Here is a 25,123-nt window from a genome sequence, read left to right as displayed (position 1 = left end):
CAGCGGAGTAAAGTGTGAATTTTTGCAAAACTATTTTCATCATGTTTACATATTTCGGGTATAATCGGTATAACGCTCGAAAGGATGTTACCGATATGTCTAAAGCAAGATTATTCGACCTCTCCTTGTTCGCGGCTGCTGTGGTCCTGGCGCTTCTAACGCACCCTTCAGTAGTACTGGATGATACATATATAAAGGCCATGCTGCTCTACTGGGTATTCGCGAGCTTTTACTTTCAGCTGCGCCTTGTTACCCGGAAAGGGAATTCCACGATCGACTATGCGATCAGCTATACTTCTTCCTTCGGTATTTTTGCCGGACCGCTCGGCACGCTGATTTATGAGATTTTCTACCGGACTACAGTGTACCTCTATAAAAAGAAAACAAAGACCGCCGATCCGGGAGAATTCCTGGACGCTTTTTATAATATCGGCTCTTTCACGCTTGGCGGGACCGCCGCCTATTACCTGTACACGCTGCTCTATCCGGCTGCCGCACATGTTCCCGCCGGTTACTGGCTGCTGTTCCTGCTGGTGGTCTGTGTGACAACCCTGTTGTCCTCGGGGTTTCTGGTCATAACCTTCGCCCTCTCCGGGGACATTACAACACGCAAAGAAGCGCTTGATCTGCTGTTCAAGAGCAGAAACCTGCTGGATTTCAGCAAAGTAGCGCTGACCAACGCCCTGCTGCTGCGTCTGCTGCAGATGGAGAAATGGGAGATGCTGATTGCGCTGTTCCTGCTGAACTACATTGTCAGCCTCTCCTTTTTCTCCAAATCCCAGAGTGCCCAGCACAAATTCGAGCGGGACAAGTTCGAGCAGATGGCTTATCAGGATTTCCTGACCGGAACCTTTAACCGGGCACACATGGACAAAATGATGAACGAGCTCGACCACAGCAGCGAATATATAGGTATTGTTGTAGCAGACATCGACCGGTTCAAAAAAATCAACGATACCTACAATCATGCTGTAGGGGACAGGGTCATTATTCATTTCGCAGATACTCTCAAAGCCCACCTGCAGGAGGAGGACATCCTGTTCCGCAGCGGCGGAGAGGAATTCACATTGTTTCTGAGGGGCAAGTCTTTCCGGGAATGCCGTCTGATCATTCAGGAAATGCTGCTCGATATAGAAGGAAGTTCAGCTGCGGCAGATTATGAGGATCAGCAGATCAAGGTCAGCTATTCGGCTTCCTTCGGCCTCTACTACTTTAGAGCGGATCAGAGCATATCCATGGAAAAAGGGTACGTCCGCGCCGACCAGCTCCTGCTGGAATCCAAAAAACTCGGCCGCAACCGGCTCTCGGCGCACAATGCACTGGCTGACTAATCCGTTATGATAAAAGAGCCGTTCCACCGGTTGCCCGGTTGGAACGGCTCTTGTTGTGTCTGCAGAGTGGCACAAGCTGATACGGTATTCACTCGGTAATACCTGCTGTGTTCGTGCAGTTCAATAGAAAGTACGGACATCACCGGCTCCATAAAAGGCGCGGTTCTCTACAGCTCGGCAGCGTTAAAAGTGTCTCCACCGGTGATCGTACCGTTGTTGAAGCCTTTGTAGAACCAGCGTTTCCGCTGCTCCGACGTCCCGTGGGTGAAGCTGTCGGGTACCGCATAGCCCTGGGCCTGCTTCTGGATCGTATCATCGCCGACAGCACTCGCCGCCGTCAGCGCTTCCTCCAGATCGCCCTCCTCCAGCAGATTCATCCCCTGGGCATGGTTCGCCCAGACGCCGGCCAGATAGTCCGCCTGCAGCTCAAAGCGCACCTGATATTTGTTGTATTCCGTCTCGCTCAAGCTGCGGCGGAGGGAATCCAGCTGTTTGGTCGTTCCAAGCAGAGTCTGCACGTGATGCCCAACCTCATGGGCGATGACATAGGCCATTGCAAAATCACCCGGCGCCTTAAAGCGCTGCTGCAGCTCGTCATAGAAGCTCAGGTCGATATACAGCTTGCTGTCCCCCGGACAATAAAACGGTCCGACCGCCGAGCTTGCGGTCCCGCAGGCCGAATTCACACTGCCGCTATAGAGCACCAGCGTAGGATCGGTATAAGTCATTCCCTGCTGGGCAAAAAGCTCGCTCCACACATCCTCCGTATCCGCCAGCACCACCGAGACAAACTGTGCCAGCTCCTGCTCCTCGGCAGTCTCCTGGTAAGGGGCATTTGAGGTGGTGGTTCCGCCTGAAGTCAGATTGCCCAGGATATCCCCGACATTCCCGCCGCTCAGCAGTGTGACTACAACCACCAGAATAATGCCTCCGATCCCGCCGCCGACCAGCTTCCCGCCACCGCCGCCGCCGCCTCTGCGGTCCTCCACATTCGAGCTGCCTCTTCTTCCCTGCCACTTCATGGCCCATCCCCCAGTCTGTTTACATTAATGGATTATTGTTTCCGTAACAGTCCGGATATTCCGGAGTCTTGCGAAAACAGCAAAACCTAATTAACGTTTACTAACGCTTAATAGTGTTATACCCAAAATCGGCAGGGTGCGACTGCTGGGAAATTGAGGTAATCGGCAGGGATTCAGATGGACACGTGTAACATTCTGACTGGAGTCGGCTTCCGGTAAAAATCCAGTGTCAGCTGCATGTGTTGTGTGGGCTTCATGTATTGTATGGGGCTTCATGTATTGTATGGGGCTCCATGTATTTAGTTGGATTTTCGTCAACTAATTTCTCTGGTTCTCCATCTTTTCCATATTTAAGTGGAAAAATGCCACTTAATTCAAGCTATAACCTCCTTTTAAAGCAAAAACAGTGAAATTAAGTAACCTTTTTCCACGTAAATTCCGCGTTAAGCTATTTTGGCGAGAAATAGGTAGCATTTTTCCACTTAATTCATTAGCACTACCCGCGGAGTAACATATTAAGTCTAAGCTTCAGGCTCGCTTAAGAAACAGCTCCATGCACCTGCACAAAACCCGCGGGAACCGCCAATAACCTGGCGGGACACGCGGGTTTTATGTACAAACATATGGGCGAGCTGGAAATTTTGCTTTCTTGTTTCGCACGCCTTGTTACAGAGGCGCGCCGCCCAGTGACTCGCGCAGCCGGAGCATGTCCTCCGGCCAAGGATCGGCCACTACGGTCAGCTCCCGGGTCCAGGGGTGGCGAAACGCTAACGCTTCGCCATGCAGTGCCTGGCGGCCGCGTTCAGCCAGTCCCCAGCGCGGCCCGCCGTACAGCTCATCCCCGATGAGAGGATGACCGGCATGGCTGAGGTGAACGCGGATTTGATGCGTCCGCCCGGTTTCGAGCTCGACCTGCAGGGCGGTTGCCCCGCGCAGCACCTCACGCCCGGTAATCCGCGTCACCGCCGGCTGGCCGCCGGGCGACACCCGCCGCCGCGCCGCATGATGCCGGTCGCGGCCGATCGGCGCGTCGATGACGGTAAGCTGGGCAGGCACAGTGCCCTCAGTGATGGCTGCATAGCGGCGCGAAATGTCCTTGCTGCGCATATCCTCATCGAGTACAAGCTGAGCGTACTCATTCTTCGCATAGAGCACCGGACCGGTCGTATCCTTGTCCAGACGGTGGATATGGCGCACGGCAATGCCGCCGCCGGAAGCGGCGTAATGACCGGCTACCAGATGGTCCAGCGTAGCATCCGATCCGCTGCCGTCCGGGTGGACCGCCATGCCCGCAGGCTTATGGACGACGAGGCAAAAGTCGTCCTCATACAGCACCCGGGCCTCCTGCCATACCGACTCTATGCCGGCCTCCCGCTCCGGCCAAAGCGCCAGCCGCAGCCGGTCGCCCCGCCACTGGATGCCGCCTTCGCGGCGCAGCCGGGCATGGAGCTTCGCCGGCATCCCGGCAGTCTCCAGCAGCCAGCGGTCAATCGCGGCCTCCTTATCGGCCGCTCCGGTAACGGCCCGGCCGGGCATGGCCTCAAGCCATTCCCCGCGGCGTTTCCAGGCGCCTCCGCCTGGAACCGGCTTGCTCCCGGCAGTTTCTACCGTTTTGTCCTCGGCGCTGTTTACAGCTTTATTCTCGCTACCTTTTGCCGCCTTGTCACCGACGCCCTTTGCAGCCTTATTCCCGCTACCCTGGACCGCTTTATCCCAGCTGCCCTTTACCGTCTTGTTCTCGCTACCTTTTGCGGTCATATCCCAACCGCCAATTGCCGCCTTGTCACCGACGCCCTTTGCAGCCTTATTCCCGCTACCCTGGACCGCTTTATCCCAGCTGCCCTTTACCGTCTTGTTCTCGCTGCCTTTTGCGGTCATATCCCAACTGCCTCTTACCGCTTTATCCTTGGCGCCCTTTACTGCCTTTTTCTCGCTACCTTTTGCTGCCTTATCCCAACCGCCAATTACCGCCTTGTCACCGACGCCCTTTGCAGCCTTATTCCCGCTACCCTGAACCGCTTTATCCCAGCTGCCCTTTACTGCCGTATTCTCGCCGCCTCTTGCAGGCTTATCCCAGCGGCCAGTTACCGTCTTGTCCCAGCCGCCGCTTCTCGGCTTATCCCCTCCGCCAGCCGTCACAGCGACTTCAGCGCCCGGTAGTGGGCTTCAAGCGTATCGTCAATATCCTGCTCGCTGTGCACACCCGATACGAACATGCCCTCGAATTGGGAAGGCGGCAAGCTGATGCCCTGGTCGAGCATTTGGCCGAAATAACTGCGGAATTGCTCAAGATTACTTGTCTTGGCCGTTTCAAAGTTATGGACAGGCCCTTCCGTAAAGAACGGGCAGACCATCGATCCGATCCGGTTAATCGTCAGCGGGATGCCGGTGTCAACGCTGTTGCGCTTCAGCCCTGCTTCCAGACGAGCGCCCAGCGTTTCCAGCCGGTCGTACACCTCCGGAGTCAGCAGCTTCAGCGTGCTGTAGCCGGCAGCCATCGCCAGCGGATTGCCGCTGAGCGTACCGGCCTGGTAGATCGGCCCTGCCGGAGCCATCTGCTCCATAATCTCCCTGCGGCCGCCGTAAGCGCCGACCGGAAGACCGCCGCCGATGACCTTGCCGAAGCAGGTCAGATCCGGTTCAATCCCGAACAGGCCCTGCGCACAGCTGCGGTCTACCCGGAACCCGGTCATTACCTCATCAAAAATCAGCAGCGCCCCATAACCCGTAGTCACCTTACGTAAGCCCTCCAGGAAGCCCGGCTGCGGCGGGACAACGCCCATATTGCCGGCAATCGGCTCGACGATGATCGCGGCAATTTCGTTGCCGTAGCGCTCGAAGGCGATTTTGACACCTTCCAGGTCGTTGTAAGGTACAGTAATTGTATTAACTGCTACCCCTTCCGGCACTCCCGGGCTGTCCGGCAGACCCAAGGTTGCGACGCCCGATCCGGCTTTGATCAGCAGGCTGTCCGCATGACCGTGGTACGAGCCTTCAAATTTAAGGATTTTGCTGCGTCCGGTATAGCCGCGGGCCAGACGGATGGCGCTCATGGTAGCTTCCGTACCGGAGTTGACCATCCGCACAATATCCACAGACGGCACACGTTCGACGACCAGTTTGGCCATCTCCGTCTCCAGCAGCGTCGGCGCGCCGAAGCTGGTCCCTTTTACCGCAGTCTCCTGCAGCGCTTTGACCACCTCCGGATGGGCATGTCCCATAATGAGCGGACCCCAGGAGCAGACATAGTCGATAAAGCTGTTGCCGTCGATATCATAAATACGCGAGCCGATCCCGTGATCCACATACACCGGTGTCAGGCCTACCGATTTGAACGCCCGCACCGGGCTGTTCACCCCGCCGGGAATATACTGCTTGGCCTCTTCAAAAGCGTTCCGGGAAGCTTCTTCCCGGCGCGACAATGGCACATTGCCCATATTGTTCACTCCTGTTCTGTTCGTTAATTTAGCCGCGCAGCCAGCGGGCCGCATCCTTGGCAAAATAAGTGATAATAATGTCCGCGCCAGCCCGCTTCATGCCGGTCAGCATTTCCATTACGATGGCTTGTTCATCGATCCAGCCCTGCAGCGCTGCCGCTTTGACCATCGAATACTCCCCGCTCACATTGTAAGCCACCAAAGGCAGATCAAACTGGTCGCGGATCGTCCGGATCACATCGAGATAAGCCAGCGCCGGTTTTACCATCAGCATATCGGCACCTTCCAGGACATCGGAGTCCGCTTCGCGGATTGCTTCCCGCAGGTTGGCCGGGTCCATCTGGTATGTTTTGCGGTTGCCGAACTGCGGCGCAGAATCAGCAGCCTCGCGGAACGGGCCGTAAAAGGCGGAAGCGTATTTTACCGAATAGGACATAATAGGCACATGCTCAAAACCATTCTCATCCAGTCCGGCGCGAATCGCCTGCACAAAACCGTCCATCATGTTCGAAGGCGCGATAATATCCGCCCCGGCCTTGGCTTGCGATACCGCCGTACGGGTCAGGAGCGTAAGCGAAGCATCGTTGATGACATCACCGTGGACAACACCGTCAACCACATGGGTATGAACCATGCCGCAATGGCCGTGATCCGTGAACTCACACAGACAGGTATCAGCTACAACGAGCAGCTCAGGGTACCACTTTTTGATCAGGCGGGTCGCCTCCTGCACAATCCCGTCATCAGCAAAACCGGAAGAACCCACCTCATCCTTCGTCTCCGGAATCCCGAACAGCAGAACCGCCGGAATCCCCAGCGCCGCAATTTCGTCCACCTCAGCCTTCAGCATATCGAGCGAAAAATGGTACACGCCCGGCATTGAGCCAATCTCCATCTTCACCCCTGTTCCATATGTCACAAAAATCGGCTGGATCAGATCCAGCGTATTCAGTACAGTCTCCCGTACCATCCCGCGAATTCCGGCTGTACCGCGCAGACGGCGGTGCCGGGTAATTGGAAAGCTCATTGATGTATCCTCCTGTGTAGTTAATATGTAAAAAAAGTCCGGCAGCACTGAGCAATGCCAGCGCATGTCCGGAGTACCTTTGATGTTCGTCGGGAGGATTCCCCCTGTCACAAACTAACTTTAACTGCACGCTGTACAACTATTCCTCCAGTTTTCCCCTGAGTAACCAGATTAGTTGTACTTTCTGCAGCTATTTTGGCGGAAAAAGCGGATTTTAGCCGTTTTAGGCAGAGTTAGTTGTATAGAGTGCAGCTATTCCGCGCAGCAGCCGAATATGACCGAGTTTAGTTGCATAAAGTGCAGTTAACCCCGCATCAGGAGAGTGTAAGTAACTATCCTTAACCCGCTTCGCCAGCGGGGGATGAAGCCCCTATCTATCTTACTCTCGTTGACTCGTTCCAGCGGCACAGCTCCTGCACCAGGCCTTCGATCGTGGCCTCGTCCGGCAGCAGGCCGGGGGTCAGGCCGGCGGCAACGGCCGTTTCCTCGGTCACCGGGCCGATGCAGGCGATCTTCACGCCGGCCAGCGCGGCCACCGGGTCTTCCAGGCCCATGCGCTTCAGGATGCCGATGAAATTGCGCACGGTCGAAGAGCTGGTGAAGGTAACCGCATGGATGCGTTTCTCCTCGAGCAGGCGCAGCAGCTCGATATCATCCTCGCCCGTCACCACCGTCTCGTAGGTGTCGATCTCGGTCACTTCCAGCCCAAGCTCGCGCAGCTTGGCCGGAAGCCACTCCCGCGCGAGGTCCCCGCGCGGGAGCAGCACCTTCTGGCCCGCCTCAAGCCGCGGGCCAAATGCCTCCAGCAGCCCTTCCGCCTGGAAGCGGGCGGGCAGCTCCTCGGCCACCAGCCCCCGCTCCGCCAGCGCGGCGGCTGTGGCCGGTCCCACCGCGCCGATGCGCGCGCGGTGCAAACCGCGGATGTCCACCTTCAGCTCCGCCAGGTGGCGCCAAAAGAACTCCACGCCGTTCGGGCTCGTGAAGAAAACCCAGTCATAGGCTTCCAGCGCCCCCAGCGCGGAAGCTATGGCGGCTTTCTTCCCGGCATCCTCCGGCATGACCGTCTCAATGACCGGGAACTCGTACGGCTCGCCGCCGAGCTCCTCAATGCGGTCCACCAGCTCGCTTGCCTGGCTGCGGGCGCGGGTGACCACGATGCGCTTGCCGAACAACGGCAGCGCCTCGGCCCACATCAGCTGCGGGCGCTGGCGCACCACTTCGCCGACGACAATGACCGCCGGCGGCTGGAAGCCGGCCGCTGTTACCTTCGCCTCGATGTCGGCGAGCGTACCGGTCAGCGTCTCCTGCTCCGCACGCGTACCCCAGCGCACCAGCGCCACCGGCGTCTCCGGCGGACGGCCGTGCTTGATCAGCTGGCCGCTGATGTAGCCAATCTTGGCTACGCCCATCAGGAAGACCAGCGTTCCCGTAGCATTCGTTACCTTGTCCCAATGGATGGAATGGTCCAGCTTGTCCGGGCTTTCATGCCCGGTAATAATCGACAGGGAGGATGCATAGTCCCGGTGGGTGACCGGGATGCCGGCATACGCCGGCACGCTGATGGCCGAGGTAATGCCCGGCACAATCTCGTAATAGATGCCGTTCCGGCGCAGCAGCTCCGCTTCTTCGCCCACCCGGCCAAAGATCGTCGGGTCCCCGCCCTTAAGCCGCACCACCGTTTTGCCTTCCAGCGCCAGGTCAACCAGCAGCTGGTTGATCTCCTCCTGCTTCATGGTGTGGCGGTCGGGCAGCTTGCCGACATAGATTTTCTCCCCGCCGGACTTCATCTGCTTGAGCAGCCTAGGACTGGCAAGCCGGTCATAGACCAGCACATCCGCTTTACGGATACACTCTAGCCCTTTTACTGTAATCAGCTTCGCATCTCCCGGACCGGCACCAACCAGATATACTTTCCCCGTCTTCTCCGCCATCTCCATCATCCCCTTGTATCCGCCAGAATCTTCTCCGCACCGCGGGCAATCAGCTTGCGGGCCACTTCTTCACCAAGCTGTACCGGGTCAGTCCCCGTAAGCGTCTCTTTGAGAATCAGCGAGCCGTCCGGTGTTCCGACCATCCCTGTCAAAGTAATTACCCGTCCTGCAGGATTAGTTGACGCTCCCAGTACACCCGAGGCTTCTTCTGCAGCTTTTTCATCATTCGCAGATTGCTCCGCAGTCGTCCCTTCACGCCCAGCCCCGCTCTCTGCTTCCTCTGCCCCAAGTACCGCAAATGCGCCGATGGGTACCTGGCAGCCGCCGTTCAGCGCACCAAGAAACGTCCGTTCTGCAGCTACCGTAAGCGCTGTCTGCTCATCATTGTACAGCGCCAGAAGCTTGCGCAGCTCGCTGTCGTCCTCGCGGCATTCTATGCCAAGCGCACCCTGGCCGACTGCCGGCAGACATACCTCCGGCTCCAGATAAGAGGTTACCCGGTCCTGCCAGCCCATCCGGGTCAGGCCCGCTGCGGCCAGGAGAATCGCGTCGTATTCGCCGTTCTCCAGCTTCTTCAGCCGGGAATCAATGTTGCCGCGTACCGGCTCAATCACCAGGTCAGGACGCAGCGCGGCCAGCTGGCTGGAGCGGCGCAGGCTGCTTGTGCCTACGCGCGCACCCCCCGGCAGCTCCTCAAGGCTTGCCGCATCCGTAGCAATCAGACAGTCGCGCGGGTCGACCCGCTTCGGCACAGCCCCGTTAATCAGCCCCTCCGGCAGCTCAGATGGCATATCCTTCATACTATGTACGGCCATATCAATGACTTTATCGAGCATGGCCTGTTCAATTTCTTTTACGAACAGCCCTTTGCCGCCGACCTTGGATAAGGTGACATCGAGAATCCGGTCGCCCTTGGTAATGATTTTGTGCACCTCAAAGGTGAACCCGAAGCCATGCTTCTCACTCAGCCGCGTCAGATCGTCAATGACATGCCCAGTCTGGGTCAGCGCCAGCGCGCTTTGTCTGCTGCCTACAATAATTTTGCGCATTCTCATCTTCCTCCCGGTATCGCTTCTTCTCCCGCGCTAACCCATCTATTGTACTTTGTACAACAGATCATTTTAAAATCAGCCTGAGCAGCGGATCTATTGTATTTCGTACAGCAGATTCTCACGTTTCAGGCGTTTTAGCCTCATTTCCCTGAGATCAATTGTACATAATGCAACAGAATGGCTGCCCTTGGCCGTTCAGCAAGGATTCTGTTGCACAAAGTACAATCACTTCAATGATTCAGGGGTCCGGCGGCTTCCCTCCGCCGCTATTCCTCCCGGTTCGCAGCAATCCACGCCAGGACTGCCTCCGGCGTCCATTCTATAAAGGTGCCCTGCCGCAGCTGATTCAACACATCCAGCTGACCGAGCTGGCGCAGCAGCCGTCTGCGGACTTCAGCGGAAGCTTCCTGCCGCTTAATCTCGGACCTCATCATGTGCAGAAAATCCAGATAAGGCTCATACTCCTCACCCAAAACCTCCGCCAGCTGCGCGGTAATCTCAGCCGCAGCAGAGGGTCCTGCACCTGATGTGGAGACGGCCACTGTCAGCCTCCCCCGGCGCAGAACCCCCGGTGTAATGAAATTTCCCGCTTCCGCATGACTGGCTACATTTACCGGCAGACCGAGCGCCTTCGCTTCGGCAGCCGCCGCTTCGTTCACCGCCGGATCGCTGCTGGCAGCATACACCAGAAAAGCGCCCCGGACATCCCCGGCTTCATAACCGCGGTTAACCCACTGTATTCTGCCTTCCCCGGCCAGCCCGGAGAGTACAGCAGTAAGCTCAGGGCTGATTATCACTACCGCCGCCTCCGCTTCAAGGAGGGACAGTACCTTGCGCTCCGCAACAGCCCCGCCGCCGATCACCACAATCCTTTGCCCGCTGACATCCAGCATAACCGGCAAATACCCCGCCATCCCGCTCACCTCCCGCTCCAGCCGTGAAAGTCAGAAAGCGAGTTCAGCAGGAAATTGAGAATAATAAATGCATACCCCGAAATCGCCCAGCGGGCCATCACCGTACCGCTTTTGCGGCCGGATCTTTTCAGCAGAATATACGTTATATATACCCCCAGCCCGACCATTGTGGTCAGTACCTTGGAATCCTGAAACAGCGGCGTCCGTCCTTCGGCAATAATCGACATCCCCGCCAGGAGCAGGGACACCACCAGCAGCGGAACACCGGCCAGAATCGCCGTATACGAATATTTATCCATCGTCTCCAGGCTCGGCAGCCGCCGGATGCGGTCATCCCACTTTTTATTCTTCAGCTTCATATGCAGGAACAGGTACATTATCGCAAAAACCGTCCCCAGTGTCAGTGCGCCAAAGCTCAGGTTGGCCAAAATAATATGCATCGCCAGCCAGCCGTGCACCGCCCTCCAGCTCTCCAGTCCATGATCTGCCGCCGTCAGCCAGAACCGGTTAAGCAGAAACACACTGAAGCCGGCACCGCTGAGCAGCAGAATGGTAAATTCCCCGCCGCGTGTATAGGCAATGGCCAGCGACGTAATGACGATAATGAAGGAGAACCAGAACAGGAAATCATAAGGGGTAAAAATCGGCAGCCCGCCCTCCTGGGAGAAACGGACCGCAAGTCCCGCCATCTGCAGCAGGCCCACAACAGCAAGAAGCCCTGTGCCCAGCCGCTTTCCGCCCGGATTACGCCTTAGGCAATCCGAGAAAATAAACAGCAGGCTCAGGGCATATAGCAGCAGAGCGGCATCATATATTCCGTTCAGCAGTTTCATGCTGCTCACCCGCCCAGCAGGCCTGCCGGAGCAAAAACGGTCTTAGGCACAAGGAATTCAGCAGCGGATACACGTTCATCCTCTTTCTTCTGCACAGGAGCCGGTCTGCTTCCGCTTCCGCCGCCGGCTTCAAGCTGCTCCTGCAGGGCAAAGATCTGCGTGAAATACGCAAGCGCTTCGGTTCCCTGGTCGCCGCCGGACATTTCCTTGATCACATTGATCGGATCATGCATCATCTGGTTCACGATGCTCTTGGTCAGGCGGCGGATCACCTTGCGCTGATGCTCATCCAGCTCCGGCAGCTTGTTGAACAGGCTGTCCATCGTATCTTCATAGATGGCATTCGATTTGTCCTGCAGCGCGCGGATGACCGGTCTGACGCCAAGCGTCTTCAGCCAGACCTGGAACTCGTCCATCTCTTCGGCTATCATCACTTCAATCTTGGCGGCTTCGCTGCGGCGCATCTCCAGATTGCTCTCCACGATGCCTTCCAGATCATCAATATCATACAGGAATACTCCCTGCACCTTCGCAGCTTCCGGATCAATATCACGCGGCACGGCGATGTCGATCATGAACAGCGGCCGCGACGGGCGGCGCTTCATGCCGGCGGATACCTGGTCCGCAGTCAGCACATAGCCTTCAGCCCCTGTGGAGCTGATTACAATATCGACCTCATCCAGATGCTGCAGCGCATCATCAATCGTGCTCGGTCTGCCGGAGAACTTCTCCGCCAGCTCTACCGCCCGCGAAAGCGTACGGTTCGCGACAATAACTTCAGCCGCGCCGCTGCTGTACAGGTGCTTGACGGTCAGCTCGCTCATTTTGCCGGCGCCGAGAATCAGCACTCTTTTACCGGTGAACATGCCGAAGATCCGCTTACCCAGCTCCACAGCCGCATAGCTTACCGAAACGGCGCTCTCCCCGATTGAGGTCTCATTATGCGCACGTTTGCCGAGCGTCACCGCCTGCTTGAACAGCTGGTTGAACCAGGTACCGGTCACTCCCTCGCTCTGGGCAGTCAAAAAAGAATTGCGCACCTGACCCAGAATCTGCGTCTCACCAATCACCATGGAATCCAGACCGCAGGTTACGCGGAACAGATGGGCAATGGCCTGCTCATCCTCGTATATATACATATGCTGCGTAAATTGCTCACTTTTTACATTGAACCACTGCTCCATAAAACTGCGGATGAAATATCCGCACATATGAAGGCGGTCTACGACCACATAAATTTCCGTCCGGTTACAGGTGGCAACAACGACACCTTCCAGCACGCTTTTGGTCTTCATCAGCTGATGAAGCGCTTCGGGAAGATCCTTCTCTGCAAAAGCGAACTGTTCTCTCACCTCAACGGGAGCCGTACGGTAATTCAGGCCAACGACGACAATGTGCATCGCTTGTTCACCATCCTAGTCTCTATTCAGTGGTGCAGGCACTGTCTTTCACATTTTCTCAAATCACGTGTGTTAAGTATATCACATCAATATAAGGCTTTTTACAAAACCTTTGAACTCTTTATGACATCCAGATAATAATTATTATAAATAAAAAACCATAAAAGTACTATGGTTTATGATGGGTTATTTATAATTTATTTATTAATCAGGCGAAGCGCAGCACCATTCCTGTTTTGTCATCCGAACCCTTGAGCCGGGGAACAGCCAGCAGCATGGCATCCTCCTGCTCTCTTGCGTACAGCTCATCCGTATAGCCCTTCAGCCCTTTTGCATCCATACTGTCCAGCAGACTTTCCCAGCTCTCCACGCCCGAATACAGGCCATCCGTGATCAGATACAGGCTCTCCACATTAGCCCTGTTAAATGTACCCTTCTCCAGAAAAAGCGGGAACTCCGTACTGCCGTTCATCACTCCATAGCCCTCCAGCGTATTTGCCTTTCTGCGGTTATCCTGCAGCAGCGGGAGCAGCAGCCTGCGAAGCTCAGCCGGATCTTCAACTCCCGACGCCCGCAGCTCCTCCATCCTGTTCAGCGTCAGCCGGTCAACATGGGCCACCTGGGTGTGCGTGAGTGCCCTTACCGCCCCATCCCTGTATTTACACAACAGCATACAGTCTCCTGACTGTATATAGTCGATAGAATGCGGATTTACTTTGACAATGACATAGGCAGCTGACCATAGCGCAGAAGCATCCAGCACATCCACACCTTCAGCTTCCATTACTTCGCGTAAACGCGCGTTGGCTTGAACCGCTATCTTTTCCAGCGCCTGCCCGTCCGCCTCCCCGAAAAAGGTAGCAGCCAGCTGCGCAGCCAGATACCCCCCGGTCATCCCCTCCTTGTTGCGGTAAGGTGATAGCGAGGTGGCCCCGTCCACGACTCCGTAAATATCCGCAGGTTCATTGACGATCAGCGCATCCTCATTCCATTGCCCGTCTCCTTGCAGCGTATATTTTTCTACTGTCCGGCGGTTCATGCTGTCCATATCTTTTCAATCCTTTCGTTATTAGGACTCCAGCTCCAAAAAAGCGATTACTCCTGCAGGATCACGTGCGATATACCGCTCCAAAGCATTTATATTCATATATAGCGGAACGGATATATTGGGACTGTTTTTGATCTCTGCCAAGGTTGTACTCAATTGCTCCAGAGATGTAATCGTTTTATTATCTGCATGACTTATACGCGCTACCTCTGTTGTCTCAGGATTAATATCCAGCCAGTCGACCTTCATCTTAGTGATGCCCACAAACTCTGGTTTACCCGCCTTGCGAACCCAGCGGAAGAATCCGACAATGCGTGTTTCACCGATATCGTCAGCGGATAACCTGTTTAACGTACTTTCCTCTTTTAACTCGCGGCTCATTCCTTTTTGAATTGATTTGGTAAAGCTTGCCCCCTCAATGTCCTCCCAATCCGCAGACCCGCTTCCCGACGGGACGAGCATAGCTCCGCTTGATTGAGCCAATGCATTCTGATTCCACAGGACCAAATATCCATCCTTAGTAAAAGCAAGAGTGGAAACCCCGATCTCATTATTAACACATGCATCTTTAATACTGCACAGCTTGAGGATTCCGGCACTGAGGCTGTAAGGATAACCTCTGCGTCCGTCAAAAACGGCACGTTCAGGATTTTCTGCTTCAATTAGTTTCTGCATCGAGATAATGTTGGTGAGATATGTATCAAAATAACTTCCTTTATGACATTCTACTTCATTGTTATTTAAAGAAATATCAGTGGACAAGCAAAGCTTCTGCTCGTTATAAAAATGCTGGCCTTTATTCAGGGATCTATAAAAATTGTATCTCAGGAACGAGAGCAGAGCATCCCCCTCTTTCTTGATCCGCTTTCTAACCTGTGCATACTTTCTGGTATGAAGAGTAAGCCTTATTTCAGTGGTCCGCAGATAATGGTCGATATCATCCGAGTAAAGTACGTACTCCAACGGATTTTTCTTTTGATTCATATGCTCCGTACTGTTTGGAACAGAATGCACCTGAAAGCCCCTGCCCTCCTCATCACTGCTTGGCCGTAGATCAGCGAGCTTGTAAATCCCCTTCTCATTTAAAATCTGTTCTGTCTGCTCGGTAGTGTACTTCCCCTCACCTTTATAGGAAGCATAGTCCGAATACATCTTATAGCAGTCCCATACGAACTTTACTATGCTAAGGACAAGCAGAATCCCGATACTGAAGGTAATAGTGCTATTGCTGAATTCAAGCTTCATTTGTCCGATAAAAGCATATACTGTCGCTAAAAAAATTCCGAAATCCACCAAAATTATAAAGGTTTCCTTCTTTTTCAGCATTGCTATATACCAAAAATAGTCACGGTACATTTTTAAACGCATTTCTTATCATCCTCCATTGATGCAGTTCGTCTTCCTAAATATTTCACAAAACAAAGCAAATCCCTTCTTTCCAGTCAGAATCACCTGCAACAAAGAATAAATGTCATATTAACTGACACCAAATCAAGGATTGACACATATAATCCACAATGATAGCATATATAAAAATAATCAAAGTTATAATATCTGACATGAAAATTACAACATCATAACTCTTGTATAAGCTCATTAATCTGGTTTGAGCGTTTCTACAGGCAACCGTAAATTGCCCCAGGCTACAAGAGACTCCTCAAGAACGAAGAAGCTTGAATCCGTGCTGCCGCAGAAGTTACTGTGACCGCCCGCTTTTAGCGACATTTGCTCTGCAGGCGTCTCTTGTATTCCGGGGTTTTTTGCATATTCAGACAAAGGGAGTGAAAGGCCATGAGCGCATCGTATGCACGGCTCAGTGAATCCATCAGCAGCGCCAAGAACGTGAGAATCTACAAAAACAAGGATACCGCCTATGATTTCAAGCTGTACCCTTTTGGTGAGCGGGGCACCTATATTCATCCGGAGCTGATCAGTGAAATTACCGCTAATCTGGCCAGCAGCATTACTGAACAGTTCCCGGCCTTTGATTATATCGTATCGCCTGAGCCGGGCGGTCACACCTGGGGGATGCTCGCGGCCTATAAGCTGAACAAACCGATGAACATTCTGCGGCTCAGCACCGAGCTGTACGACAATTATGAGGTATGCATCAAGCGCGAGACAGCGTATAACGAGAATTACATTTATTTTGACGGCTTCACGGCCGGGGACCGGGTGCTTATTCTCGATGATGTCATCAGCTCGGGCGCAACGATCCGCTGTATCGCTGATCAAATGAAGATCATGGGCATCGAGCTTGTCGGGGTACAGGGCATTCTGGCCAAAGGCGAGCATTACAGACAGCTGGAAGCAGACTACGGAATTCCAGTGCGGGTGCTGTCAGCGGTATAACGCTAACCATACATTCAAGGAGTGAAGACAATGGCTTACTATTATGAGCAGCCGTCCAGAACGTTCAGCGAATTTCTGCTCGTTCCGAATCTGACGACCAAAGCATGCATCCCGGGCAATGTGGATCTCCGCACCCCCGTAACCAAATTCAAGCGCGGTGAGACTCCGGCGCTGACCATGAACCTTCCGGTTACCTCTGCCGTTATGCAGGCGGTCTCCGATCACAATATGGCGATTGCCCTGGCCAAAAGCGGCGGCATCTCCTTCATCTACGGCTCCCAGTCCATCGAGCAGCAGGTCGAGATGGTCCGCCGGGTCAAAAAATTCAAAGCCGGCTTCGTCGTAAGCGACGCCAACCTCCGTCCGGAGGACACCCTGCAGGATGTGCTGTCTCTCAAAGCCCGCACCGGCCACTCCACCATCGCCATTACCGATAACGGGGAGCCGACCGGCAAGCTGATGGGCATCGTCACCAGCCGGGACTACCGCGAGAACCGGCTGCCGCGGGAATGCCCGATTACGGAGTTTATGACTCCGCTCTCCTCCTTGATCTACGCCCAGGAAGGCATTACCCTTACCGAAGCCAACGATATGATCTGGGATCACAAGCTGAACTGCCTGCCGATTGTGAACAGTGAAGGCCATCTCATGTACCTGGTCTTCCGCAAAGATTATGACAGCCATCAGGAATATCCGCTGGAGCTGCATGACAGCAACAAGCAGCTGATCGTCGGTGCAGGCATTAACTCCCGTGACTACAAGGAGCGGGTTCCCGCACTGGTGGAAGCAGGAGCAGATGTGCTCTGCATCGATTCCTCTGACGGCTATTCCGAATGGCAGGCGGAGACGATCCGGTATATCAAGGAAACGTTCGGGGAAGCTGTAAAGGTTGGGGCTGGTAATGTTGTAGATAAGGAAGGTTTTCTGTATCTGGTGGAGGCGGGGGCGGATTTCATCAAGGTCGGGATCGGCGGCGGCTCCATCTGCATCACCCGGGAGCAGAAGGGTATCGGCCGCGGCCAGGCTTCCGCTGTCATCGAAGTGGCTGCAGCCCGCCAGGAATATTACGAGCAGACCGGAATTTATGTACCCATCTGCTCTGACGGCGGGATCGTTCATGACTACCATATCGTGCTTGCCCTGGCGATGGGCGCAGACTTCGTTATGCTCGGCCGTTACTTTGCCCGTTTTGACGAGAGCCCGGGCCGCAAGCTGCTCGTAGGCGGGAACTTCGTCAAGGAATACTGGGGCGAAGGCTCCAGCCGGGCCCGCAACTGGCAGCGCTACGACTTCGGCAATCCAGGCAAGGAGAGCAAGCTGGAGTTCGAAGAGGGGGTTGATTCCTTCATCCCCTATGCCGGCCGGCTTAAGGATAACCTGGATCTCAGCATCAGCAAAATCAAATCAACCATGTGCAACTGCGGCGCCCTGACCATCCCTGAGCTGCAGCAGCATGCCAAAATCACCCTTGTCTCCGCCACAACGATTTACGAAGGCGGGGCACATGATGTTATGCTAAAGGAGAAGGACCGTACATCCTGACAGATAATATCGATGCACAAGGAGCAGTGGTTATGAACGAATTACGCAAGGTACTGGTAAGCAAGGCAGAGCTTGAGAGCAAGGTACGGGAGCTGGGCGCCGTCATCTCACGCGATTATGAAGGCAAAGAGCTTGTCCTCATCGGCATCCTGAAGGGGGCCGCCGTATTCATGTCCGATCTGATGCGGGAGATCACCTTCCCTGTCGCCGTTGACTATATGTCTGTATCCAGCTATGGCAGCAGCGCTACCACCTCAGGTGTCATCACCATCAAGCAGGACATCGACACCGACATCCGCGGCAAGCATGTCCTGCTCGTCGAGGACCTGATCGACACCGGCCTCACCCTGCAGCACCTCAAGCAGCTCTTCGCCCTCCGCGAAGCCGCCAGCGTCCGCATCTGCACCATCCTCAGCAAGCCCTCCCGCCGCCTGGCCGATATCCCTATCGACTACAGCGGCATCGACATCCCCGACGAATTCGTCGTCGGCTACGGCCTCGACTACGCCGAGCAGTACCGCAACCTGCCGGAGGTATGGATTGTGGAGACGGATGGCGGGCATTAGACTGTATATTGGTTTAGAAGAAAGCCCGCCTGAGGGTATCCGTTAAATGATAACGGGTGCCGGGGCGGGCTTTTTCTTTTACCAGAGGTACTTTACGTATGAAAAGAGATATCCGGCAAGTCCCAGGAGGGCAGCAATAATGAAGGACGCCGCTACATATCCCGCTTTACTGCGTGGTTTCCAGCCTGCGGTGAATATTGTAGTTGAGACTATAATTAAGAGAGCTGAAGGACCTCCGAAAAACAATAGAATAGCTGTACTCACCAAATCCATAATCATTCCATCTATAAAGAATCGATTAACCAGCATAAAGAAGAAGACAATAGAAACGATATTCATATAGATGGAGATAATCCATATTTTTTTAAATGACTTATTCATACGCTTCTCTCCTCCTCTCCTGATCTCACTTTCCAGCCAGCTTGTCCCACAGTACATCAACAACAGCCGGCCCGCTTTCCTGCGGATACATGTATAGCGTAACTGCCAGCGTGATGATCATGATAAATGCCCTCAGTAAAACCTTGTAAGACAGCCTCTTTAGTCTCAGGCTTAACGGATGTCCAAAAGCAATAAGCAGCAAATTAATAACTAGCGTAATCGGAACCGTAATAATCCTCGCAAGTCCGGCACTCCCATTCAACGATTCCTTCGTTTACGATAACCTAAGAGAGAAGACCAGCGGAGTAATGAGTAGTAACAACACAACAGGCTCATTCCATGACGAGTACAAGATGACAATCATAGCGGCTACTGTACCGTTAAAAATGATCATTTTTACGGAAAGCTTCCATGCTCCGTTCCTAAATATAAGGTAATGCAACAGACTGAGCACAATATGACACATGTACAAGATCAGAAAAAACAGCACAAATACAACAGCATCTCCCGGGCCGCTGACATACGGTGTAGACAATAATGAGTTACTCCTATTGGTTATGATAAGACTGTACCCGATGCTCAGGATTAAGGAGAACACGGCAAGGTTCCTCAGCAGGGCTTTTTTAGCTTGTTCCATGCTTCCGCTCCTATAAAAGATCATTTACTTAATAATGAAATACTTTACCATAATAAGCCACAAAAAACAGGACAGCAATGATCCCGAGTAGGATTACTGCTGCCCTGCCAGTTTTATTGTATCCTGCTATTTCAATTGATACAGACGGTAGATTAACACAGCCGCCTCCGCTTTGCTCGCTGTCTGCGCCGGACGGAAGCTCTGATCCTCGAAGCCTTCAATCAGCCGGATATTCTTGGTCAAAGCTACGCTTGCCGCTGCCCATTTGGATATCTTGGCTGCATCTGTAAAGACGGCATTTACAGATGCAGGCTGGGATACGGCTTGCTGGCCGTTAAAGCCGGTAAGCGCCCGGGCAAGCATCGTTGCAATCTCCTCACGGGTAATGGTTGCCTGAGGTTCAAAGACACTGGCTGATTTGCCGGTAATAATGCCTGCAGCATAAGCAGCAGCAATATCATGATAATAAGGATTAGCTGAGGCAACATCCTTGAACGGCAACGTCAGACCTTCACCGCTAAGACCATAAGCCCGGGCAATCATGGCTGCAAATTCCTGGCGCGTAATTGCGCTTGCCGGACGGAACTGTGCAGTCTGATCCAGGATTCCCTTATTAAGCAGATAGTTAATTTCCTGCACAGCCCAGTGGCTTGCCGCTACATCTGTGAATGCAGCCTTAGCCAGCATTACCGTATACTTACTGAAGTGTCCTCTTGGTGCTGTCACTGTCCGGGTAACCGGGTCATATTTTCCTCCGACAGCCTCCCATGTAAGACTCTCCTCATTTAGTAAATACACTGTCAGATTCTCCAGGTTCGCTTCAGAGTATTTGGATGTATCTATTGCCGACACATCAAAGGTTACATCAATTGGTTTGTTGAAGCTCTTCACCTGCTCAGCTCCTATAAACGCACTGAATTCCATTACCGGAATACTTGCCAGCGGATCAGCCTGACTTGGTTTGGTAACGACAGCATTTTCAACAACCTCTGCCGCCAGTTTAATAGTCTGTCCTGCCGCAAGCGGACCGAAGGTATCTGCTTCAATAGTGAAGGCTGTCTGGTCCATCTCGATTTTCAAACCGGAAATATCATTGTCTTTAATCAGTGTAAGGATATCCGACGGAAGTGAGGTGTTCAGCTTATGAATCCCTTCTTCAACTGCCGGCACCTTAACAGTAATACCTGCCTTCAGCTCAGCGGCACTTCCTGCTCCCAGCTTACTGGTCAGATTCTTGGAGAGATCCGACAGGGCCTGCTTCGCAGATTGGATCTGTGCACTGATCAGCGATTCATCAAGCTGTGAAGAAACCGCATTGCCTTCAACCGTTACATTAGCTTTGGCAATCGTAACCTCTCCCGCTTTGTTAAGCGCTGACTGGCTTGAGGTGATGACATTAGCTTTCAGCTTCTGTATCTCGTCTGCCGATACTCCCTGCGCATTGTTCAGTACTGCCGCTGCATTGTCAATTAGCGTATTCGCCAGTGTAACCGCTTTGTCGGAGCTGTCCATTTTGCTCAGCAGATAAGGCGCACTTCCAACAAGCTCTGCAATCGAGTCAACAATCTTTTGCTTGGCTGCAGGATCCTGAATGGTTGCCAGCAAGTCTGATGCTGTATTCATCGCCTGCGAGAGACTCTTGCTGCTCTGCTCAGCTTCTGCTGCGGTTGACGCAGCTTTGAACGAATCCGCAATACTGCTGATGGCCGTTTGTGCTGCTGCCGCTTTATCTGCTGCCGAACCTGTGGTACTGGTCAGCAAGTCCTGCAGCTTGTCATTCTGCTTCTGTACGTTCTCGGAATTGCCAGCTGCTGGAGCTGAAGTCGGGGCCGGTGCAACCGGACCAGCACCCGGTCCGGGTCCGCTGTTATTGCCGTTATTGCCATTGTTGTTGCCATTGTTTCCGTTGTTGTTTCCGTTATCGGTGCCCGGAGTTTCCTGTCCAGGATTGGTAACTGTACCTGTTGTTGTTTCTAGCATAACCTTCTTATTCAGGGTATACTGCTGTCCGTCAATTGTCACCGAAGCTTTGATTACATACGTACCCGTAGGAAGCTCATGATAACCATTATAAGCGTCAAAAGTGTACGTAGAAACGTATAAAGGATAACCTCCGGATACATCTGAAATCAGGGTTTTACCGGACTCATCCTGTATTTCGTAGGAAGCTGCCTCCGGGGAAAGGTATTTGTATCCGTTAGACCAGCCTCCGTTAGTAACCAGAATCTGCGGCTTCTTGATCTGTCCGATCTGATTACCTGCAGTATCAACCAGTCCAATCTGCATGTAGCCTGCCCCTGGCGCTATCTTCACCTTACCGTCCTGCAGCCCCACAATATCAAGCCCCTGCAGCGTCTGCGTTGTAAGCTCGGTAAGCGTTCCGGCCTTCAATGAACCTGGTGCAAAATGAATATTAAACTGATATTCTGTAGCTCCAATGGATTGATCCATTTGGATGGTTACATCACCAGGCGTCAATTGAATCTGATTGATATTATGCACATAGCTGCTCAGCTTCGATTGATTAGGTGTCGTATATTCGACTCTGTAAATCGCCGCCGTTTCCGGTGCGACTACAGTAGCCAAGCCAGCCGCAGAATCATCGAGCACCAGCGTATTGTCCCCTGTACCGACCACCACGTTATCACGGTAGATAAAGGTTCCCCACGTTGTCTGGGCCAGCATACTGTACGTCCCTTGCGTAGCATAGAAGTAATTCTCATTCACTGCATTGCTGTCAACCACATAAGGTACATTTTCCACACCAGCCAGGTCTTTTCTTATAACCGAAAGATCTTCAGCAGGTCTGTCCAGAATTACTTTGCTGACTTCCTGCTGTTCTTGTCTGGCATCCAGCACAAGTGAATACTCTTTGCCCGGCTCCGTGCGGACCGAACCGTACATATAGTACCCATATTTAGATTCAATCCCTGTGTAGCTCCGGTTGTAGCGTATGAAGTCAATGTCTACCACAGAAGGGGAATCCACAATCAGAAGGGCCTGCGTTCCGGAAGTATCAATGAAGGTTGATTGGTTGATATGGGAGCCGTTCGGATTCTTGACCACGGCCTGAATACTTGCATAATCCAGCGGTACACCGCCGGCATAGCTGTTGCCTTCAGCCTTGTCCAGGCCCCGTACTCTTACTACCGCCTGATTCTCGGGATTAATGACCGCCACGTTCACCTTCTTGAACATGAAAGCGGGCTTCTTGAACAGAAGCTCACCGAGATAAACGCCTTGATCCTCAGGGATAGTGAACTGCCCCTGTGCATCTGTCTCTCCCAGAAGCTGGCCATAGCGGTATACCTTAACGCCGGATTGCAGCGCTCCCTGTCCGCCGGTCACATGCTGCCGTACAGTAATTGTAATCTGATTAGCCTGGTCAACGGTCAAGTACGGCTTGTCCACCAGATCAACCAGCTTGCCGTCCTTGTCTCTGATTTCAACATCCAGTTCATTCTTGGGCAGAACCTTGAGCTGCGTTTCTGCAAGCAAAGGCCCTTTTACAAGTTGTCCATTGATGTAGTCTGACGAATACAGCTGAACTTTATAGTCACCTGCTGCTGCCGGCTTCCAGTCACGCTGGTTGATCCGCTCAAGATTGCCGTCCTGCTCCATGGTTGTCCAGTTGAGCGAGTCATCCGCAATGGTAACCCCCTTGCCGTCTACAACGACCAGCCTGTAACTACGCAGATCAAGGAGATTACCGTATTCATCCTTCATTACTACACGGTTAATTACATTTTCACCCAGTACAAGCTCATTTCGTGCTTCGGGCTCCCCATTGTAGTTAGGATCAGTAACAATCGTATCAATCTGCGCCGTATAGCTGCTGCCGGCCTTCAGAGAATACACGCTCTCGGAAGGAGTGAAGAAGGCTTTCAGCAGAATCCGGTCCGCGTTATAGCTGTATTGACTGGACTCAGTAACCGGACTTGCTGTCAGGCGGTGAATCTCTTCATTTTTTTGGACATACAGCTTGCCGTTACCGGCAGGAATTGCAGTGCTGATCTGGCTGTAATTATACTTGCTGTTAAGATAGGACAGATGTACCTGTCCAGCTCCGGTATAGATGACCGGAACTTGAAGAGTAAGTGCGCTGAAATCAGCCGGATGGGCAGCATATGTAACCTCTTCTGCCACTTCAGTCGGTTGAATTTTTTTGCGCAGCACCACTTTGCCGTCCACTCCCTGAACCGTACCTATTGCGGTAAATTCATATTCCCTATCTTTTTTTACATGAAGCACAGGGGTTGTAAGGGTTGTAAGGCTTATTGCATTGTATCCGGTATTAATCTGTTTGTACTGGTTGTTGTCTATCAAACTAATGGACTCCAGCTTTACCGGCTTATTGTCCCATGTGTAATTGAAACTAAGCCGGCTGTAACTGCGGCCATCTTCAATAATTTCCTTATGTACCCCGCTGACGGATGAATACAAGGTGGTCTGCCCGATCTGAAACAGATAGGTCTCATTGCTGGTCGTGAAGCGGGTTAACGCACTTCCTGAAACCTCGCCGGTTCTCAGTACAAGGACATCTATTCCCGGTACACTGAAGCGCTCAACGTAGCCGTTCGGCACCATGGAGCTTTCACTGTGCTTAGACAGCAGCTTGCCGTCTGCATCAAGATAACGGATAGCAGCGGTATAAGTCCCCGGCTGTTCCAGATCCGTCACATAGAACGGTTTAGCATCATATTGCTCGCTGCCTTGTCTTAGCAGGATAAAGGACACTGCGGAGCGGAAAGCCAGACCACCGGCGTTATTCTGCAGCAGAATTTGGCCCTTGTCATCTGCCGTATAATAAGTAGAGGAATAAGAATTCCAAATGGCGATAGATTCCCCGGCTGCAGGAACCCCGTTGCTTAGTACTGTAATTCTAATGCTCTTATCGTCGCTGCGGACTTCCGCATTGCCGGCATTTACATAAGTGTCGGAATCCTTAGCCATCCGTTCAATGGTAATGTCAATTCCGGTCGATGATGGAACCCTTACAGTCTCAGACGGAGTGACAATCGTGCCCCCTGCCCCTTCATATTCTGCCCGGAGTGTATATTCCCCGCCGGCTTCCAGGCCTGCAAACGGAATACGGTTATATTCCAGGGAAGTATATACAGCGTCCATCACAGTGAGCTTGGCCTCTTGCTTAGGCTTCACAGCACGTGCGATTTCAGTCCCATCCTTACTAAGAATGAACCGGACATCCTGCAGAACTTTAAGATCGTAATAGGTAACATCTACTACACTGTTCACTGTAATGAATTGAGTGCCGTCCTGAGCCTGTTCATTGGAAGCTAAACCGGCTTTTAAAGAAGCAGCGGATGCTCCCAGCACATTCATGCAGGACAACACAAATACTAATATCAGCGACACAGTCATGCGCAATCTCTTTGAATACATACCTAATCTCCTACTCCCCAGTGAATGATTGAAAAATCGTCTGTCAACCCTCTAGCGTAACTGCAACGCCCCTCCCCTAGTAATATTTTCTCAAAATTTAACTACAAGCTCCATCATAACTACTTTTGAAAATATTGTCTATTACTGTCTTAAGCGGTCATTATCTAAAATATAAATTGTTTAATTTTTAACGAATAACTATTTTGTGCCGATAAATATAGTAGAGCTGCGGCTTAACTTACATACC

The 25,123-nt window shown here is 52.9% G+C and carries 17 protein-coding genes and 1 riboswitch; of the genes, 4 read left to right on the top strand and 13 right to left on the bottom strand.

Features of this window, described 5'->3' with window-relative positions; genetic code table 11:
* The first annotated feature begins 95 nt into the window (after positions 1–95).
* Positions 96–1,331 carry a GGDEF domain-containing protein gene (locus M2108_RS24045; RefSeq protein WP_277471875.1) on the top strand — a complete coding sequence of 412 codons (1,236 nt, stop codon included), beginning with the start codon at positions 96–98 and terminating at the stop codon, positions 1,329–1,331.
* A gap of 167 nt (positions 1,332–1,498) precedes the next feature.
* Here the strand turns inward: M2108_RS24045 and ypfJ are convergent, their stop codons facing one another.
* The 11 genes from ypfJ to M2108_RS23990 form a co-directional block, all read right to left on the bottom strand.
* A complete protein-coding gene (ypfJ, locus tag M2108_RS24040; RefSeq protein ID WP_277471877.1) occupies positions 1,499–2,353 on the bottom strand; it encodes a KPN_02809 family neutral zinc metallopeptidase in 855 nt (284 codons plus the stop codon).
* Positions 2,354–3,019: 666 nt separating this feature from the next.
* Positions 3,020–3,889 (bottom strand): RluA family pseudouridine synthase, encoded by an 870-nt coding sequence (locus tag M2108_RS24035; protein ID WP_277471957.1) that lies wholly within the window; start codon positions 3,887–3,889, stop codon positions 3,020–3,022.
* A gap of 599 nt (positions 3,890–4,488) precedes the next feature.
* The gene (gene hemL / locus M2108_RS24030) at positions 4,489–5,790 is read right to left on the bottom strand and encodes a glutamate-1-semialdehyde 2,1-aminomutase (RefSeq protein ID WP_277471879.1); all 1,302 of its coding nucleotides are present in this window, start codon (positions 5,788–5,790) and stop codon (positions 4,489–4,491) included.
* A 28-nt stretch (positions 5,791–5,818) separates the two neighbouring features.
* Positions 5,819–6,817, bottom strand: coding sequence for a porphobilinogen synthase (hemB, locus tag M2108_RS24025; protein ID WP_277471880.1), 999 nt, complete (start codon positions 6,815–6,817; stop codon positions 5,819–5,821).
* Positions 6,818–7,191: 374 nt separating this feature from the next.
* Complete coding sequence (gene cobA, locus M2108_RS24020) at positions 7,192–8,748, bottom strand: uroporphyrinogen-III C-methyltransferase (protein ID WP_277506357.1); 1,557 nt, start codon at positions 8,746–8,748, stop codon at positions 7,192–7,194.
* Positions 8,749–8,753: 5 nt separating this feature from the next.
* Entirely contained in the window at positions 8,754–9,797 is a 1,044-nt protein-coding gene (gene hemC / locus M2108_RS24015; protein ID WP_277471882.1) for a hydroxymethylbilane synthase, read from the bottom strand.
* A gap of 269 nt (positions 9,798–10,066) precedes the next feature.
* Positions 10,067–10,714: a precorrin-2 dehydrogenase/sirohydrochlorin ferrochelatase family protein gene (locus M2108_RS24010; protein WP_277471884.1), complete on the bottom strand. Its 648-nt coding sequence runs from the start codon at positions 10,712–10,714 to the stop codon at positions 10,067–10,069.
* Positions 10,715–10,719: 5 nt separating this feature from the next.
* Complete coding sequence (ccsA, locus tag M2108_RS24005) at positions 10,720–11,547, bottom strand: cytochrome c biogenesis protein CcsA (protein WP_277471886.1); 828 nt, start codon at positions 11,545–11,547, stop codon at positions 10,720–10,722.
* 5 nt (positions 11,548–11,552) lie between these two features.
* On the bottom strand, positions 11,553–12,947 hold the full coding sequence (gene hemA, locus M2108_RS24000; RefSeq protein ID WP_277471888.1) for a glutamyl-tRNA reductase: 1,395 nt from the start codon (positions 12,945–12,947) through the stop codon (positions 11,553–11,555).
* 208 nt (positions 12,948–13,155) lie between these two features.
* Positions 13,156–13,995: a protein phosphatase 2C domain-containing protein gene (locus M2108_RS23995; RefSeq protein WP_277471889.1), complete on the bottom strand. Its 840-nt coding sequence runs from the start codon at positions 13,993–13,995 to the stop codon at positions 13,156–13,158.
* A gap of 21 nt (positions 13,996–14,016) precedes the next feature.
* Positions 14,017–14,979: a hypothetical protein gene (locus M2108_RS23990; protein ID WP_277471890.1), complete on the bottom strand. Its 963-nt coding sequence runs from the start codon at positions 14,977–14,979 to the stop codon at positions 14,017–14,019.
* A 579-nt stretch (positions 14,980–15,558) separates the two neighbouring features.
* Positions 15,559–15,661: riboswitch (purine riboswitch) on the top strand.
* 125 nt (positions 15,662–15,786) lie between these two features.
* Here M2108_RS23990 and M2108_RS23985 point away from each other — a divergent pair.
* From M2108_RS23985 to hpt, 3 genes are read left to right on the top strand one after another with little or no spacing between them, the layout of a single operon-like run.
* Complete coding sequence (locus tag M2108_RS23985) at positions 15,787–16,347, top strand: phosphoribosyltransferase (RefSeq protein WP_277471892.1); 561 nt, start codon at positions 15,787–15,789, stop codon at positions 16,345–16,347.
* 30 nt (positions 16,348–16,377) lie between these two features.
* The gene (locus M2108_RS23980) at positions 16,378–17,889 is read left to right on the top strand and encodes an IMP dehydrogenase (protein ID WP_277471894.1); all 1,512 of its coding nucleotides are present in this window, start codon (positions 16,378–16,380) and stop codon (positions 17,887–17,889) included.
* 32 nt (positions 17,890–17,921) lie between these two features.
* Positions 17,922–18,455 (top strand): hypoxanthine phosphoribosyltransferase, encoded by a 534-nt coding sequence (gene hpt, locus M2108_RS23975; RefSeq protein ID WP_277471895.1) that lies wholly within the window; start codon positions 17,922–17,924, stop codon positions 18,453–18,455.
* A gap of 78 nt (positions 18,456–18,533) precedes the next feature.
* Here hpt and M2108_RS23970 read toward each other — a convergent pair whose 3' ends face one another.
* The gene (locus tag M2108_RS23970) at positions 18,534–18,836 is read right to left on the bottom strand and encodes a hypothetical protein (RefSeq protein ID WP_277471896.1); all 303 of its coding nucleotides are present in this window, start codon (positions 18,834–18,836) and stop codon (positions 18,534–18,536) included.
* Between the two features lie 763 nt (positions 18,837–19,599).
* Entirely contained in the window at positions 19,600–24,876 is a 5,277-nt protein-coding gene (locus tag M2108_RS23965; RefSeq protein ID WP_277471898.1) for an S-layer homology domain-containing protein, read from the bottom strand.
* Positions 24,877–25,123 lie beyond the last annotated feature (247 nt).

Origin of the sequence: Paenibacillus sp. PastM-3 (assembly GCF_029893965.1) — a bacterium.
GTDB lineage: Bacteria > Bacillota > Bacilli > Paenibacillales > Paenibacillaceae > Paenibacillus_AQ.
This window is presented reverse-complemented; position numbering and strand designations above follow the sequence as displayed.